Origin of the sequence: Paraburkholderia eburnea (assembly GCF_002917095.1) — a bacterium.
GTDB lineage: Bacteria > Pseudomonadota > Gammaproteobacteria > Burkholderiales > Burkholderiaceae > Paraburkholderia > Paraburkholderia eburnea.
On sequence record NZ_PQGA01000038.1, the window covers coordinates 1 to 16,114 of the forward strand.

Here is a 16,114-nt window from a genome sequence, read left to right on the forward strand (position 1 = left end):
CTTCGCGGACGAATCTGCAAAACAAGGTCGGAATTATGAGCGCGCGCAACTTCACGGCACGGCTGCCGCGCGGCGTGCGACTGTTATGCCTCGCCAAGCTCGTGTTCGGTCCGTCCCGCTCAATGATTATCACGAGTTCTTCGTAGGGCGTTCCGCGATAGCCGCGCTGCGTCGTCTGTAGATCGCTCTTGATACCCGCGTGAGGCGCGGGCCGTCAAAAACACCGGTCCGGCAGTTCGCGTTCAAAAGCAAAAATACCGTTCAGTGGCTTGACTGACCAGCATCACGGTCTTTGACCGGGCTTTTTGCTTTTCTGCGTCCTGATTCCCTCGCGCGATTCACAAATCCGCAGGAATGCACACCGCCACCGGCGCGGAACTTTCCCTACGCGAGCGCACCGCCATCCGTCCCAGCTTTCTGGGTTGCGGCATCCAGCGGCCGAGCATCTCGAAACCGTCGAGTTGGCGCAGCAGCGTGTCCACCGTCGCCAGTTGCACGTGTGTCAGGTGGTTCTGCTTAAGCAGCGTATGAAGCCGTCGGCGCCAGTAATCGGGACCCATCACGGGCTCCTCGAAATCACCCGCCAGCGATTGCGGCATCACGCACGCGATGTGCGCAATTTCCTGTTCGACGAATGTCATGACCAGCCCTCCCCGGTTACGCTCGATAGTCCTACAGTCGTCCTACGTGTTTCTTATCGTATGACGTAACTGTAGGACGCCGGGAGGGTTGCGCCCGCCTACCCGATCGGATAGGGGGAAAACGGCCGTTCGTCCGCCTCCTGGGCACGTCCGATGCTCGACGCTGCCGCCGGTGCTCTTCAGACACTGCCTCACCCGTTTTCGGACTGCTCCGATAGGTCTTTTCTGACGGAAATCAGATCATGACTCGTCTATCGCAACCAACCGAATCATCTCAAGAGGCAGTCATCATGCACGGGCATCCCACCGACAAACTCGTCGCCGGCTCGATCGTCGGCGGTATTCTCACTGCGCTGCTGGTCGTGCTGATGGTCTGGCTCGATTTTCCGTCCGATCGCCTTTACAGCGCGCCGGTCCGGCTGGCCGTGCCAGCGCTCATTTCCGCGTGCCTGCTGTTCCCGCGCCCTCTGCTGCACCGTACCGTGCTGCGCGCGAAGCGCGACCCCAACCTGCTCGACGAAGATCTGAACCTGTTGCTGCTCGGCCGCGTGCTTGGTTTGATCGGCGGCATCATCTTCGGTATTTCGCTCGCCTCCGAGATCCTTTGAGGACCGCGCAGGCGCGCGCGGCGTTCAAAGGAAGGGCTTACCGTCCACCTGTTCGTAGACCGGCTTGCCATCATCGCCCTCGAACACTTCGAGGTAATTGCGCGCGCCACACAGCGGGCAGCGGAACAGCGGCCCCTGGCCTTCGTTCTTGATCACCACTTCGCTTTGTTCCCACGGAGTGCCGCACGACTGATTGCGGCAAATGAAGTTTTCTTCGGACATTGCAGATTCTCCTTGCTGTTACGGGTGCAAAGCCTACCGTATGCGCGCCCCGCGCGGCGGTTTTTTCCTGTCACCGCACGCTGCTCGCGCATTATTCACGCGCCTTTTCCTCACTGTTCCCGCACTGTTCCTTTTCTGAGCACGGCCGTCACGCGCTGCGCCGCGGCGATACAGCGTCGTCACGCGGATTTTCGCCTTCGCACTGCTCGCAGCACTCAAGCGCCCTCGCCTTTCCCCGCCAAAGCCCGCCGCACCGCGCCTGCGCGCCCATTGGCACGCTTCTGGCGTAGGCATGCACCGGTTGCGTCGCGCACAGCACGCCCATCCATACCCAGACAGAGCACAACGAGGAGCACATCGATGAATCACGCGGACATGCAGTTTCTGACGACCGAGTTCCCCTACAAGAAGCAGTACGGCAATTTCATCGGCGGCGAATGGGTAGCGCCGCTGGGCGGCGAATATTTCGACGACATCTCGCCGATCACCGGCCATGCGTTCACGTCGATTCCGCGTTCGCGCGAAGCCGACATCGAACTCGCCCTCGACGCCGCGCACAAGGCCAAGGCCGCATGGGGCAAGACCTCGCCGACCGAGCGCGCCAACATCCTGAACCGCATCGCCGATCGCATCGAGCAGAACCTGCATAAGCTCGCCGTCGCCGAAACCATCGACAACGGCAAGCCGCTGCGCGAAACGCTCGCCGCCGACATTCCGCTGGCCGCCGATCACTTCCGCTATTTCGCGGGCTGCGTGCGCGCCCAGGAAGGCGGCATCTCCGAAATCGATCACGACACGGTCGCCTATCACTTTCATGAGCCGCTCGGCGTGGTCGGCCAGATCATTCCGTGGAACTTCCCGATCCTGATGGCCGCCTGGAAGCTCGCGCCCGCGCTGGCCGCCGGCAACTGCGTCGTGCTCAAGCCCGCCGAGCAGACGCCCGCGTCGTTTCTCGTGCTCGTCGAGGTGATCCAGGACCTGTTGCCGCCGGGCGTGCTCAACGTCGTGAACGGCTTCGGGCTGGAAGCCGGCAAGCCGCTCGCGTCGAACAAGCGCATCGCCAAGATCGCCTTCACCGGCGAGACGACGACGGGCCGCCTCATCATGCAGTACGCGAGCCAGAATCTCATTCCGGTGACGCTGGAACTGGGCGGCAAGAGCCCGAACATCTTCTTCGCCGATGTGCTCGATCACGACGACAGCTATTTCGACAAAGCGCTCGAAGGTTTTGCGATGTTCGCGCTGAATCAGGGCGAAGTCTGCACCTGCCCGTCGCGCGTGCTGATCAACGAGAAGATCTACGACCGCTTCATGGAACGCGCGATCAAGCGCGTGGCCGCGATCCAGCAAGGCCACCCACTCGACACGAAGACGATGATCGGTGCGCAGGCCTCGCAGGAGCAGCTCGAAAAGATCCTCTCGTACATCGATCTGGGCAAGCAGGAAGGCGCGCAATGCCTGATCGGCGGCGAGCGCAATGCGCTGGCCGGTGAACTGGGCGACGGCTATTACGTGAAGCCGACCGTGTTCCGCGGCCACAACAAGATGCGCATCTTCCAGGAAGAGATTTTTGGGCCGGTCGTGTCGGTCACGACCTTCAAGACCGAAGAGGAAGCGCTGGAAATCGCCAACGACACGCTCTACGGCCTCGGTGCGGGCGTCTGGACGCGTGACGGTACGCGCGCCTATCGCTTTGGCCGCGAGATCCAGGCTGGGCGCGTGTGGACCAACTGCTACCACGCCTATCCGGCGCACGCGGCGTTTGGCGGCTACAAGCAGTCCGGCATCGGCCGCGAGAACCACAAGATGATGCTCGACCACTATCAGCAGACCAAGAATCTGCTGGTGAGCTATAGCGACAAGCCGCTCGGCTTCTTCTAAGCGCTTTCAGACAGTTCGCGCAAATCAAGCCGGGCGCCGCATCGTGCGGCGCCCGGCTCATTTCGTCGTCAAGGAGCATCGCGATGGTCGAACGTGTCACTGCCACCCCCGCCGCGCTCGCGCTGATCGAGCAGCTCGTGCGCGAACACGGTTCCCTGCTCTTTCATCAATCCGGCGGCTGCTGCGACGGCAGCGCGCCGATGTGCTTTCCCCAGGGCGAATTCATGGTCGGCAACGCCGACGTGCAGCTCGGCGAGATCGGCGGCGTGCCGTTTTATATGACCGAAGCGCAATTCGAGTACTGGCAGCACACGCAACTCATCATCGACGCCGTGCCGGGCAACGGCGGCATGTTTTCGCTGGAGCGGCCCACGGGACTGCGTTTTCTCACGCGCTCGCGGCTCTATGGCGACGAAGAGAATGCGTGGCTCGCCGCGCATCCGGTTACTCGCGTCGGTTTGTGAGTCAGCGCGGCCAGCTTAGGAACGCCGCCGAAGGCGCGGTGCTATCTTGAAGCGCATCCCCTGCGCTTTCGCGCGCCCGACCCTGCGCGGCCCTTCCGTAGCCGCCGAATCTGGAGACGCCATCATGCAAGACCGCGATGTGAAACTCGTCAATCTGGAGCCTATGGATCTGCTCGCCGTCGGTCACGTCGGACCGTACATGAAAATCGGCGACGCGTTCTACACGCTCGCGCAGTGGCTCAGCGAGCGCAACGTGCGGACAGCCGGCGCGAAGATGGTCGGCATTTACTACGACGATCCGAATACGGTGGAAGCGTCCAGGTTGCGGTCGAAGGCCGCGCTACATCTGGCTGAAGAAACGGATGTGGAAGTCATCTCGCCGGTCGAGCAGGTGCAGTTGCGCGGCGGCGCGCATGCGGTGGTACTGCATGTCGGTCCGTACCAGGGTCTGCAGGCGGCGTGGACGTGGTTTTACAACGAGGGATTGCAGAAACTCGGGCGCCAACCCGATTTTTCGGCGCCGTCGTTCGAGGTGTATCTGAATACGCCGGACGAAGCCGCACCCGAGGATCTCAAGACCGAGCTTTATATTCCGCTGGCCTGAGTGCTGGGCTTGTGTCGTTGGAGCGAAGCCGCTGGAGAAGTTTTCCAGCGGTTTTTGCGTTTACGCGATCGGGTTCTAGGGTTTTAGAATTTATGTATACGTAAACGTAGTAATAGTTAACAAGCCCCTGGGTAATCTGTGGATAACCGCGGAAAACCATTGAGTAAACAAGGCTGTGGAAAATTCATAAGTCTGCGGGCGTAAACGGGAAAATTCCCGGCTGCCTGGGACAACTTTTCCACAGTTTTTCCAGGGGCAAAGTTATCCCCGATTCGTGCACAGCAATTTCCCGGGGTTGTCCGCGAGTTATCCGCTGGGTGGTGTGGATAGATTCGCAGGCTGTCGGATCGACGGGCGTGGTAGAGCACAGAAACGAAAAAGGCTCCGAATGGAGCCTTTTTCAGTGACTACGCCTTACGGGTACAACACAACCCTGTAGGCTCTCAGAAAACATGTCTTATCCATGGCGTTTAGCCCTCGTGATATGCCTCGCCCACAAAATGCCAGACAGGCTCCGCCACAACGGCGACATAGTCGAATTCGAGCCCCTTCGCTCGGTGCATCGTCGCCATATGCACCACACCTTGTTCTTCGGTGTGGTTACCGGTCATGGATTCATCGAGAACAAGCACCGTCCAGCCCTGTGCCGTCCATTCGTCCACCATGTCGGACTGGTCATCGCGCAGCACCGCGAGCTTCTGGCCGCCCCAGCAGAGCTCCCCATCTGCGACAACTTTACCCTTCTCGTTGACGAGTTCGAGTCCGGGCAAGGGCACCGGTGCGCCTGCCTGCGCGAGCGTTTGCAAACCCGTCTTGCCGTTCACCACGTCCTGCACCAGCTTGATGACCGGCAACGCTTGTCCGCTGTCATTTGGCCGAGCTGTTTTGCCTTTTGGTCCCGGCGCGCGATGACACCATTTCGGCAAATTCAGTCTTGAAGGCGGTATCGTCGAGGAGGTGCATCCCGAGAAGGCGTCGCCGGTCTGCAGGGCTTAGCGACTTCGTCTTGATGCCCCATTGTTGGCGCAGGCCGGTCAGTTTCTTTTCAACGTCAGCATCAAGCTGCCTGAAAATACGTTGGTCTGTACAGAACGAGAATGCTGCGCCCCACGCTCGAACAGTATTCGAGATGCGCCAGTAAGTACCCAGCAGCGTGGGGTCTTTCACAAACTGCAAAGGCAGCTTTGCACGGATATTGAGATGCCGCTCACTTTCCAGCGCACCTTTGCAGAGAGCATCGACCTTCGCCAGCAACGAATTTCGAGCGGTCTTACCTGGCGAGATGGCCTCAGGTGAAACGTCACAGCCGAGAAACGAGAAGCCCTTCTTCGTCTCGCCCGCTGCCGCTTTCGACGAGTTCGATTCCTTACCTCGCGTCGGCGGGTCGTACGCAGCGAGTTTGAATTCGTCGAGCGCCTGTTTGAGCTCTTTCAGCCTTTTGAAGGCTTGGCTTCGATTGGGTGCAAATATTATGAGGTCGTCGATGTAGCGCACCGACATGCAGTCACCGCTGTTGAGGCGCTCATCCATGTCATGCAACAGCAAATTGCATAGCAAGGGCGAAAGGCAAGAACCCTGCGCGACGCCACGCGAAGACAGGGGGAAAAGGTCTTTATGCTCCTTCAGTTCCGCGATGTTCGCGAGCTCGACCTGGACGGCGCTCTTCAGCAACTCATCGAACTGAGGGTCGTCGGTGTGCTCAGTAATTATCGCAAGCAGCGCATCCTTCGGAACCTGCGTGAAGAAGTCCTTGATGTCGGTACGAATGTAGTATTGGTAGTGCACAGCGCCTTGGTACGTGCGGGCGATAGCCTTCGCTACGCCGCCATCTTCCACGCCGCCGAAGTTGAACCACTTCCTCTGAACATCCTTTACGAACTTCAGGCCACTCAACACGTCGAGGATGGCCCGTTGTACGACACGGGATTTGATGGGCGCGATGACGATAGGTCGACGAGTCGATTTGTTCGCCTTCTTGGCAGCAATGCCGTGTGCCGGAGGAAATTTGAAGATGCCTGCGACCAGCTCTCTGCGGAGCGCGGCAAGGTGCTTGTCGAGTGCGAGTTGGAAGCTGGACGCCTCTTCACGGGTGCTCTCGGATGTTGAATTCAGGGCGTTAGCAAGCACAGCGCGAGCGGCTTTGCGCAGATTCGGTGTGCGACAAACCTTCTTGTAGAGCGAGCCCATTCTTTTGCTTCTTGTTGGGTACGGGGCCGCATTGGTTCGCTTGCCCCAAGCCCAGGGAGGTCAGTTTCCTGCGGGCGCGCCGATGCTATGGCTGACCCGTCCGGCGATACATTGCTGCACGCCGGGCGCACCGTGCGAATTTGCGGTTCCGGTGGCCGGACCACTCAGCACGAGGCACAAGCAAACTACATTATTGATACCAGAAATACCCGGCGCGCACAACGTCGCTGTCCATACAACGTCGTCGTTAGATGGCACCGGGCATGCATCGCCAATTTCAAAGCAGCGCAATTTGGGTCACTTTCAGGGGCTGGTCTCCCGGAAAAGGGAGCCTCGCACTAACCACACGCGTGCTATCAACAAAAAAGACCCATAAGTTTCTCAACTTATGGGTCCGTTTTTCTCAGGTTATGAGGCTATCTACAACAACCCTCAAACGTCAATATTCCCCGCCCTCAGCGCATTGCTCTCAATAAACGCGCGACGCGGCTCCACGTCATCGCCCATGAGCGTCGTAAAGATGCCATCGGCAGCGATCGCATCTTCGATCTGCACGCGCAGCAGACGCCGCACAGCCGGATCCATCGTGGTTTCCCAAAGCTGCTCGGGGTTCATTTCACCCAGCCCCTTATAACGCTGCTTCGAGACGTTACGCTCGGCATCGGCAATCAGCCACTTCATCGCGCTCTTGAAGTCGTTCACCGCCATGCTGCGTTCGCCGCGCTTGATGATGGCGTTCTTGCCGATCAAACCCTTGAACGTATTAGCCGTGTTCACAAGCTGCTGATAATCGGCGGTGAGCTGGAACTCCTCGTCGATTACCGATACCTTCACGTTGCCGTGATGGCGGCGCTCCACGCGCAGCGAACGTTGCTCGCGCACCGGGTCGTACATCGGCACCACCGAAACTTCCGGCTTCAGCGGATCGTCACGCAGATGCGCCTCAAGCGCTCGCGCCGAAGCCTCGGTTGATTCTTCGCTCGACAGATCGATCGCCACGCCGTCCATGATCGCTTCCAGCGCGCGCACGTCGTACAGACGCGAGAGACGATCCACCACACCGCGCGCGAGCTGGTACGAGCGCGCCAGCTCACCCAGCGCGTCACCCGAAATCGGCGTCGCGTTCTCACCCGGCACGAGTTCCGAACCGTTCAGCGCCAGACGCAGCATGTGCGCGTTGAGATCCGCGTCGTCCTTCAGGTAGCGCTCGTCCTTGCCCGCCTTGAGCTTGTACAGCGGCGGCTGCGCGATATACACGTAACCGCGCTCGATCATCTCCGGCATCTGGCGATAGAAGAACGTGAGCAGCAGCGTGCGGATGTGCGCGCCGTCCACGTCAGCGTCGGTCATGATGATGATGCGGTGATAGCGCAGCTTTTCCAGGTTGTAGTCGTCCTTGCCGATGCCGCAGCCCAGCGCGGTAATCAGCGTGACGATCTGCTCCGAAGACAGCAGCTTGTCGTAGCGCGCCTTTTCGACGTTGAGCACCTTGCCGCGCAGCGGCAGGATGGCCTGGAACTTACGATCGCGGCCCTGCTTGGCCGAGCCACCCGCCGAGTCACCCTCGACGATATAGACTTCGGACTTCGCCGGATCTTTTTCCTGGCAGTCCGCGAGCTTGCCCGGCAGGCCCACGCCGTCCAGCACGCCCTTGCGGCGCGTCATTTCGCGCGCTTTACGCGCGGCGTCACGCGCACGCGCCGCGTCGACGATCTTGCTGCAGATGATCTTGGCGTCGTTCGGCGTTTCCAGCAGGAATTCTTCGAGCGCCTTCGCCACAACGTCTTCCACCGGCGCGCGCACTTCCGACGACACCAGCTTGTCCTTGGTCTGCGAGCTGAACTTCGGCTCCGGCACCTTCACGGATAGCACGCACGAAAGCCCTTCGCGCATGTCGTCGCCCGAGGTGTCGACCTTGGCCTTCTTGGCGATTTCGTTGTCGGCGATGTACTTGTTGATCACGCGTGTCATCGCCGCGCGCAAGCCCGTCAGGTGGGTGCCGCCGTCGCGCTGCGGAATGTTGTTGGTGAAGCACAGCACGCTTTCGTTGTAGCTGTCGTTCCACTGCATCGCCACTTCGACGCCCACGCCGTCCTTCTCGCTCTGCACGTAGAAGATGTTCGGATGCAGCACCTGCTTCTGCTTGTTGATGTACTCGACAAAGCCCTTCACGCCGCCGCCGAAGGCGAAATCGTCTTCCTTGCCCGAGCGCTGGTCGGTCAGGCGAATGCGCACGCCGTTGTTCAGGAACGAGAGTTCGCGGATGCGCTTGGCGAGAATGTCGTAGTGGTATTCGACGCTGCCGAAGATGGTCTCGTCGGCCATGAAGTGCACTTCGGTGCCGCGGTTTTCGGTGTCGCCCAGCAACTGCATCGGCGAGACGGCGTGGCCGTCGCGCTCTTCGAGCACGCGGTTTTGCGGCACGCCACGGTGGAATTCCATGAAGTGCTTCTTGCCGTTGCGGCGCACGGTCAGGCGCAGGAAGCTCGACAGTGCGTTCACGCACGACACGCCCACGCCGTGCAGGCCGCCCGAGACCTTGTAGCTGTTCTGGTCGAACTTGCCGCCCGCGTGCAGTTCGGTCATCACGATTTCAGCGGCGCTGCGCTTTGGATCGTGCTTGTCGTCCATCTTCACGTCCGTGGGGATGCCGCGGCCGTTGTCGGTGATCGAGATGGAGTTGTCCGCGTGGATGACCACGTGGATGTCGTTACAGTAGCCGGCCAGCGCTTCGTCGATGGAGTTGTCCAGCACTTCGAAGACGAGATGGTGCAGACCGGTGCCGTCCGACGTGTCGCCGATGTACATCCCGGGCCGCTTGCGCACTGCTTCCAGTCCTTCGAGGATCTGGATCGACGAGGCGCCATAGCTGCTGTTGTCGGGTTGCGAGTTGTTCGTATCAGTCATGGATTTTTTCCGGTTCTGCGTACTGCCTGTGTTGCTGCTCTAGACTTTTTCGAAAAGCCATAAAAACGCCAAAGGGGCTCAGCGCCCCCTGGTGTTCTTCTTCTGTCGCGCTTTTTAGATGCGCATCGGCATCACCACGTACTTGAATTCCTCGTTCTCGGGAATCGTGATGAGTGCGCTGGAGCTGGCGTCGCCAAGGCTCACTTGAAGCGTGTCGACCTTCAGGTTCGCGAGGACGTCGAGCAGATACGTGACGTTGAACCCGATGTCGATGGTGTCGCCCTGATAGGCGATTTCCAGCTCTTCCTGCGCCTCCTCCTGGTCGGCGTTGGTCGACATGATCTTGAGCTGGCCCGGCTCGATGATGCAGCGCACGCCCTTGAACTTGTCGGACGTGAGAATGGCCGCACGTTGCAGCGAGCGTTGCAGTTCTTCGCGGCCGATTTCGAAGCTGTTCTTGTGCGCTTTCGGAATCACGCGCTGGAAGTCGGGGAATTTGCCTTCGACGAGTTTCGAGACAAGCTCGACCTGGCCGAACGTGAACTTCACCTGCGTGGAGCCGATGTCGATCTTCAGCGTGTCGTCGATGTCTTCGAGCAGGCGCTGGAGTTCGAGGATGGTCTTGCGCGGAATGATGACTTCCTGGCGCGCGAACGAGCCTTCGATCTTCATCGACGAGAACGCGAGGCGGTGGCCGTCGGTGGCGACGGCCATCAGCTGGTCGCCATCCACGACGAGCAGCATGCCGTTCAGGTAGTAACGGATGTCCTGCTGCGCCATGGCGAAGTAGACCATGCCGAGCAGTTGGCGGAAGGTCTTCTGCGGCACTGCGAGATTCGCGCCGAAGTCCTTGGCCTGGGCCACCGTGGGGAACTCGTCCGCGGCGAGCGTCTGCAGGGCGAAACGGCTCTTGCCCGACTGCACCGTGAGGCGCTTGTCGGCGAGCGTGAGCGTGACCTGGCCGTCGGGCATCGCGCGCAGGATGTCCAGCAGCTTGCGCGCGGCGACAGTGGTGGCCACCTGGTCGTTGCCAACGCCGAAATCGGCGGTCGTGGTGATCTGCAACTCGAGGTCGGTCGACAGGAACGAGACGTCGGGACCGTTTTTGGTGATCAGCAGATTGGCGAGGATCGGCAACGTGTGGCGGCGTTCGACAATGCCGCTCACCGTTTGCAGCGGCCTCAGCAGGTTATCGCGTTCGGTCTTGACCAGTTGCATAGAGTTCCTTCGTTGATGTAGCGGTCTGCGCATCCCGTCCAGGGCCAGCCAGTCGCGATAACGCGTGGCAACAAGCCCTGGCGCCGCCCTGCAGCGCAGGCCGCGGCGTGAAATCCGCAGGCGGTCCGGCCGCCCGCGGTTAAACCCATATTGTGCCTGAAAACCGACCACTTCCCTAAATTGGGGGCGATCCGGGAAATAAACAGTGCCCCGGCAGCCAGACCGCCGGGGCACCCGCGCATTTCCCGTTTTGTTCCAGGCAAGCCTGACCGGGCTGGCTTGCCGCGCGAAGCGGCCGTGCCGGCCCTTATTGCCTCGCTATCAGCCCTTGAGCGTCTGCTCCAGCACGTGCAGCTCGTGGTTGAGCTGGGCGTCCTTGGTGCGTTCGTCGGCGATCTTGCGTACGGCATGGAGCACGGTGGTGTGGTCGCGCCCGCCAAACAGCTCGCCGATTTCCGGCAGGCTCTTCTGCGTCAGTTCCTTCGCCAGGTACATCGCGATCTGGCGCGGCCGCGCGATGTTCGCCGGGCGCTTCTTCGAGTACATGTCGGCGACCTTGATGCTGTAGAAGTCGGCCACCGTCTTCTGGATATTTTCCACCGAGATCTGGCGGTTCTGCACCGTCAGCAGATCCTTGAGCGCTTCCTTGGTCAGCTCGATCGAGATCTCGCGGCCGTGGAATTTCGAGTACGCCAGGATCTTGCGCAGTGCGCCCTCAAGCTCGCGCACGTTCGAGCGCAGATGCTTGGCGACGAAGAACGCCACGTCCTCATTGAGGTTCACGCCTTCCGACTGCGCCTTGCGCATCAGAATGGCCACGCGCATTTCCAGTTCGGGCGGCTCGATCGCCACCGTCAGGCCGGAGTCGAAGCGCGAGATCAGGCGGTCGTCGATACCCGAAATTTCCTTCGGATACGTATCGCTCGTGATGATCACCTGCGCCTTGTTGGCGACCAGCGCCTCGAACGCGTAGAAGAACTCTTCCTGCGTACGCGACTTGCCCGAGAAGAACTGAATATCGTCGATCAGCAGCAGGTCGAGCGAATGGTAATAGCGCTTGAAATCGTCGAACGCCTTGCGCTGATACGCCTTCACCACGTCCGAGACGTACTGCTCCGCATGGATGTAGCGGATGCGCGCGCCCGGCTTGTCCACCAGCAACTGATTGCCGATCGCGTGGATCAAGTGGGTCTTGCCGAGGCCCACGCCGCCGTACAGGAACAGCGGGTTGTACGAGATACCGGGGTTATCGGCGACCTGGATGGCCGCCGCGCGCGCGAGCTGGTTCGCCTTACCGGTCACGAAGTTGTCGAACGTGAGCACGGGGTTGAGCTTCGAGCGCTCGTAGGTCGGATCGGGCTCGCCGCCGTTCGCGGCGGCCGCTGCGGCCGCGCTTTGGCCCGGCCGCCAGCTGCGGCGGCCTGCGGCGGCTTCGTTGGCGTCGAGGCTCGGCAGGTCAAGGTCGGCGGCGTCGTCACGCGCGGCGGCGGCCGCTGCGGCATTGGCCTGCGCCAGCTGGGCAGCGGCCAGCGCTGCCGAACCCGAGCCAGCCGGGTTCGCAATATTTGCCTGTGGTGCCGCCTGATAAGCCTGTGAAGCCGGCGTCTGAGCCGCCTGCAGTGCCGGTTCCGCGTATTGCGCGGGCGCCAGCGGCGCACGCGGCGTCGCAGCGGCCGGCTGGGGCGCGCGCATACCCGCCTTCGGATCGAGGACGAACTGGACGTCGACGGGCGTTTGCCAGAAATCGCGCGCCATATCGGTGATACGGCCCGAGAACTGGCTCTTGACCCAGTCGAGCTTGAAGCGGTTGGGTGCGGCTATCTGCAGCGTGTTCGCCGCAGCGTCGAAGGCAACCGGGGCCAACGGCTTGATCCACGTCACGTACTGCTGGGGCGTCAGCTCGCGCTCCAGTAGTGCGGAACAGTGTTGCCAGAATTCGTTCATCGAGTTGCTGTGGTCGTTTTGTTTGCAGGCATTGCGGTCGCGCCGCGCGTGTCGCACAAATGCAACGGGGCCCTGGCGGGGCGACGGCAAATGCTCCGGAAGCCCGCGCGGCAAAGGGTTTGCGGCAAGCAGGCGGGCCGGAGCGGCATGCAGGATTCTTGGGATAGGCGAGATTCTAACGCCGATTTCTCCTGGCCTGGGAGTTATCCACAGGGACGGATCAACGCAGGGCGTGTTCGTGCCCCATCGGCGGAACCTGGTCGCAACAAGGCATTGCCAGGACGGAACCTGGGTAAAATCGCGCTGCCCGATACCCTAAGCTATTGACGACCAAAGAAAAACGGGATTAAATAGCGGGTTCCGCGAAAACCAATCCCTTGTACCACCGGCCATTGCTTTTTTCCGCGATGCTCGCCGCGGTCATTTCTCAACAAGTGAGAGCAACATGAAACGTACTTACCAACCTTCCGTTACCCGTCGCAAGCGCACCCACGGCTTTCGCGTGCGCATGAAGACCGCCGGTGGCCGCAAAGTGATCAACGCACGCCGTGCGAAGGGTCGCAAGCGCCTCGCGATCTAAGCGACGCTTACAGTGTTGTCGATAGCTTCGCTATCCGCACGATCAACGATAGCGGGCCTGACGTGACACTGCCGGAACAGCCGGAATTGCCGGAAGAATCGGGCAAGAACTCGGGCAAAGCGGACGATGTGTGCGCCGCCGCGCTGCGAACGCAGGCCGCTTTCCCGAAGGCCGCAAGGCTACTGAAAACGGATGAGTTCTCATCCGTTTTTCGTTTGCGCCCCTGGCGCCGCACTGAGCACTTCGTGGTGTACGGTCGGCCAACAGGCCAGGACGCGCGGCTCGGGCTCGTGATCGGCAAGAAGTACGCGCCGCGCGCGGTCACGCGCAACCTGGTGCGCCGCATTGCCCGCGAGGCGTTTCGCGTGCGCCGCGCGCAGTTCGAAGGTTTCGATCTGCTGCTGCGTCTGCATACGAAATTCGACCGCAAGGCCATGCCGGGCGCCTCGTCGCCGCCGCTCAAGACGCTGTGCCGCACCGAAATCGAGGCTTTGCTCGAAAAAGCGGCTCGCGAGGTCGCAAAGCGCAATCTCGCAACTCCGGTTGCGGCTGCGCCCGCTCCTCAAGCGCCCGACGCCTCATGAGCGCGTTGCGCGAACCGCGTGTTTGCGCCGCGCACGCCTCATCCGCAGTCCATGCGGGTGCGGCACGTTGTCCGTCTTTCCACGCGGCGCTGTCCGGCCGCCACGCCATGCAAACGGTACTGATCGCATTACTGCGTTTCTACAAGCTTGCCGTGAGTCCCTTCCTCGGCAACCGCTGCCGTTTTTATCCTTCCTGTTCGGATTACGCACGCGAGGCAATCCAGTATCATGGCGCCGCGCGCGGGAGTTACCTCGCCGCCCGGCGGCTGTGCCGCTGCCACCCGTTTTCGGCGGGCGGCGTCGATCCGGTCCCGCCTGCACCCCCGAATAAGCGCTGATGCGCCATTCCATCGACACTGAGACAACGCATGGATATCAAACGCACCGTCCTATGGGTCATCTTCTTCATGTCAGCGGTCATGCTGTACGACAACTGGCAGCGCGACCACGGACGTCAGTCGATGTTCTTCCCGAGCGCGACGCAAACGCAGACCGCCGCCAGCGGCACGGCTGCCGCGAGCGCGCCTGACGCCGCTTCCGATCTGCCGGCCGCAGCCGCAGGCGCAGCGCCCACCGGCACGGCACAGCCCGCCGCCGCCACCGCCCAGCTCGTGCACTTCCACACCGACGTCTACGACGGTGAGATCGACACGCGCGGCGGCACGCTCACGAAGCTTTCGCTCGTGAAGGAAGGCGACGGCAAGCAGCCCGACCAGTACATCACGCTGTTCGACCACACCAAGGACCACACGTACCTCGCACGTACGGGCCTGCTCGGCGGCGACTTCCCGAACCACAACGACATCTACACGGCGGCTCCCGGTCCGCGCGAGCTGAGCGGCGACGCCGGCTCGTTCCAGATCAGCCTCGACTCGCCCGAAAAGGGCGGCGTGAAGGTCACCAAGACCTACACGTTCACGAAGGGCAGTTATGTGATCGGCGTGGACACGAAGGTGCAGAACCTGGGCAGCACGCCGGTTTCGCCCACGCTCTACATGGAACTCGTGCGCGACAGCGAGCCGGTCGAAACGCCGCGCTTCTCGCACACCTTCATCGGCCCGGCGGTGTACTCGAACGAGCATCACTTCCAGAAGATCTCGTTTAGCGACATCGACAAGAACAAGGCCGATTTCGTGAACCAGGCGGATAACGGCTGGGTCGCGATGGTGCAGCATTACTTCGCGACGGCGTGGATTCCGCAGCAAGGCGCCAAGCGTGACATCTACGTCGAGAAGTTCGACAACTCGCTCTATCGTGTGGGCGTGAAGCAGCCGCTCGGCACGATCGCTCCGGGTGCGACCGACAACGTGCAGGCTCGCCTCTTTGCCGGTCCGGAAGAAGAGCGCATGCTCGAAGGCATCGCGCCGGGTCTGGAGCTGGTGAAGGACTACGGCTGGGTGACGATCATCGCCAAGCCGCTGTTCTGGCTGCTTGAAAAGATTCACGGCTACGTGGGCAACTGGGGCTGGGCGATCGTGCTGCTCACGCTGCTCATCAAGGCGGTGTTCTTCCCGCTGTCCGCCGCGAGCTACAAGTCGATGGCGCGCATGAAGGAAATCACGCCGCGTATGCAGGCGCTGCGCGAGCGCTTCAAGAGCGACCCGCAGAAGATGAACGCGGCGCTCATGGAGCTGTACAAGACCGAGAAGGTGAATCCGTTCGGCGGCTGTCTGCCGGTCGTGATCCAGATTCCGGTGTTCATCTCGCTGTACTGGGTGCTGCTCTCGTCGGTGGAAATGCGCGGCGCGCCGTGGATTCTGTGGATTCACGACCTTTCGCAGCAGGATCCGTTCTTCATCCTGCCGGTGCTGATGGCGGTCTCGATGTTCCTGCAGACGCGCCTGAACCCGACGCCGCCGGACCCCGTCCAGGCCAAGATGATGATGTTCATGCCGATCGCGTTCTCGGTCATGTTCTTCTTCTTCCCGGCGGGTCTCGTGCTGTACTACGTCGTGAACAACGTGCTCTCGATCGCGCAGCAGTACTACATCACGCGCATGATGGGCAAAGGCAAGAAGAAGGAAAAGGAAGCGGCATAACCACGCTGCCTGGCGTGAAAGCGGCATCAGATGCCGTTTTCGCGCGCCGCTTCAGAGCCAAAAACAAAGCCGCCGGGCATCTGCCAGGCGGCTTTTTTCATGGCTTTGACCCGTCCTGAACTAGGTTGACACTTTTCCGACGAATCGAGGAGGTGTCAGGTGGAGCAAGGGATCAAGCGGACGCAACGGGACTACAGCCTGGCTTTTAAGCTGTCGGTCGTCGAGCAGGTCGAAA

General features: G+C 61.2%; 14 protein-coding genes and 1 pseudogene. 8 read left to right on the forward strand and 7 right to left on the reverse strand.

What is annotated here, in order from left to right:
* Positions 1 to 338: 338 nt before the first annotated feature.
* On the reverse strand, positions 339 to 641 hold the full coding sequence (locus B0G62_RS32000) for a hypothetical protein (RefSeq protein WP_181315675.1): 303 nt from the start codon (positions 639 to 641) through the stop codon (positions 339 to 341).
* 290 nt (positions 642 to 931) lie between these two features.
* Between B0G62_RS32000 and B0G62_RS30510 the strand changes: the two genes are divergently transcribed.
* Positions 932 to 1,249: a hypothetical protein gene (locus B0G62_RS30510; protein WP_103707897.1), complete on the forward strand. Its 318-nt coding sequence runs from the start codon at positions 932 to 934 to the stop codon at positions 1,247 to 1,249.
* A gap of 24 nt (positions 1,250 to 1,273) precedes the next feature.
* On the opposite strand, the gene B0G62_RS30515 is transcribed toward B0G62_RS30510, so the two are convergent.
* Positions 1,274 to 1,471, reverse strand: coding sequence for a hypothetical protein (locus tag B0G62_RS30515; RefSeq protein ID WP_103707898.1), 198 nt, complete (start codon positions 1,469 to 1,471; stop codon positions 1,274 to 1,276).
* 360 nt (positions 1,472 to 1,831) lie between these two features.
* Between B0G62_RS30515 and adh the strand changes: the two genes are divergently transcribed.
* From adh to B0G62_RS30530, 3 genes are all read left to right on the forward strand, one after another.
* Entirely contained in the window at positions 1,832 to 3,352 is a 1,521-nt protein-coding gene (adh, locus tag B0G62_RS30520; RefSeq protein WP_103707899.1) for an aldehyde dehydrogenase, read from the forward strand.
* Positions 3,353 to 3,435: 83 nt separating this feature from the next.
* Entirely contained in the window at positions 3,436 to 3,816 is a 381-nt protein-coding gene (locus tag B0G62_RS30525; RefSeq protein ID WP_103707900.1) for a DUF779 domain-containing protein, read from the forward strand.
* A gap of 124 nt (positions 3,817 to 3,940) precedes the next feature.
* Entirely contained in the window at positions 3,941 to 4,420 is a 480-nt protein-coding gene (locus B0G62_RS30530) for an AraC family transcriptional regulator (RefSeq protein ID WP_103707901.1), read from the forward strand.
* A gap of 488 nt (positions 4,421 to 4,908) precedes the next feature.
* Here B0G62_RS30530 and B0G62_RS32775 read toward each other — a convergent pair.
* The 5 genes and pseudogenes from B0G62_RS32775 to dnaA form a co-directional block, all read right to left on the reverse strand.
* A pseudogene (locus B0G62_RS32775) lies at positions 4,909 to 5,022 on the reverse strand (3'-5' exonuclease); the annotation flags it as partial.
* Positions 5,023 to 5,287: 265 nt separating this feature from the next.
* Positions 5,288 to 6,607 carry a reverse transcriptase domain-containing protein gene (locus tag B0G62_RS30540; protein WP_103707903.1) on the reverse strand — a complete coding sequence of 440 codons (1,320 nt, stop codon included), beginning with the start codon at positions 6,605 to 6,607 and terminating at the stop codon, positions 5,288 to 5,290.
* Positions 6,608 to 7,039: 432 nt separating this feature from the next.
* On the reverse strand, positions 7,040 to 9,514 hold the full coding sequence (gene gyrB / locus B0G62_RS30545) for a DNA topoisomerase (ATP-hydrolyzing) subunit B (RefSeq protein WP_103707904.1): 2,475 nt from the start codon (positions 9,512 to 9,514) through the stop codon (positions 7,040 to 7,042).
* 114 nt (positions 9,515 to 9,628) lie between these two features.
* The gene (gene dnaN, locus B0G62_RS30555; protein WP_103707905.1) at positions 9,629 to 10,732 is read right to left on the reverse strand and encodes a DNA polymerase III subunit beta; all 1,104 of its coding nucleotides are present in this window, start codon (positions 10,730 to 10,732) and stop codon (positions 9,629 to 9,631) included.
* 321 nt (positions 10,733 to 11,053) lie between these two features.
* On the reverse strand, positions 11,054 to 12,676 hold the full coding sequence (dnaA, locus tag B0G62_RS30560) for a chromosomal replication initiator protein DnaA (RefSeq protein WP_103707906.1): 1,623 nt from the start codon (positions 12,674 to 12,676) through the stop codon (positions 11,054 to 11,056).
* Positions 12,677 to 13,121: 445 nt separating this feature from the next.
* On the opposite strand from dnaA, the gene rpmH reads away from it, so the two are divergent.
* The 4 genes from rpmH to yidC all read left to right on the forward strand — a co-directional run bounded on the left by rpmH (position 13,122) and on the right by yidC (position 15,879).
* A complete protein-coding gene (gene rpmH, locus B0G62_RS30565) occupies positions 13,122 to 13,256 on the forward strand; it encodes a 50S ribosomal protein L34 (RefSeq protein ID WP_004198824.1) in 135 nt (44 codons plus the stop codon).
* An 86-nt stretch (positions 13,257 to 13,342) separates the two neighbouring features.
* Entirely contained in the window at positions 13,343 to 13,840 is a 498-nt protein-coding gene (gene rnpA, locus B0G62_RS30570; RefSeq protein WP_407671268.1) for a ribonuclease P protein component, read from the forward strand.
* A gap of 107 nt (positions 13,841 to 13,947) precedes the next feature.
* On the forward strand, positions 13,948 to 14,178 hold the full coding sequence (yidD, locus tag B0G62_RS30575; RefSeq protein ID WP_103707907.1) for a membrane protein insertion efficiency factor YidD: 231 nt from the start codon (positions 13,948 to 13,950) through the stop codon (positions 14,176 to 14,178).
* 30 nt (positions 14,179 to 14,208) lie between these two features.
* Positions 14,209 to 15,879 carry a membrane protein insertase YidC gene (gene yidC, locus B0G62_RS30580; protein ID WP_103707908.1) on the forward strand — a complete coding sequence of 557 codons (1,671 nt, stop codon included), beginning with the start codon at positions 14,209 to 14,211 and terminating at the stop codon, positions 15,877 to 15,879.
* The last annotated feature ends 235 nt before the right edge of the window (positions 15,880 to 16,114 follow it).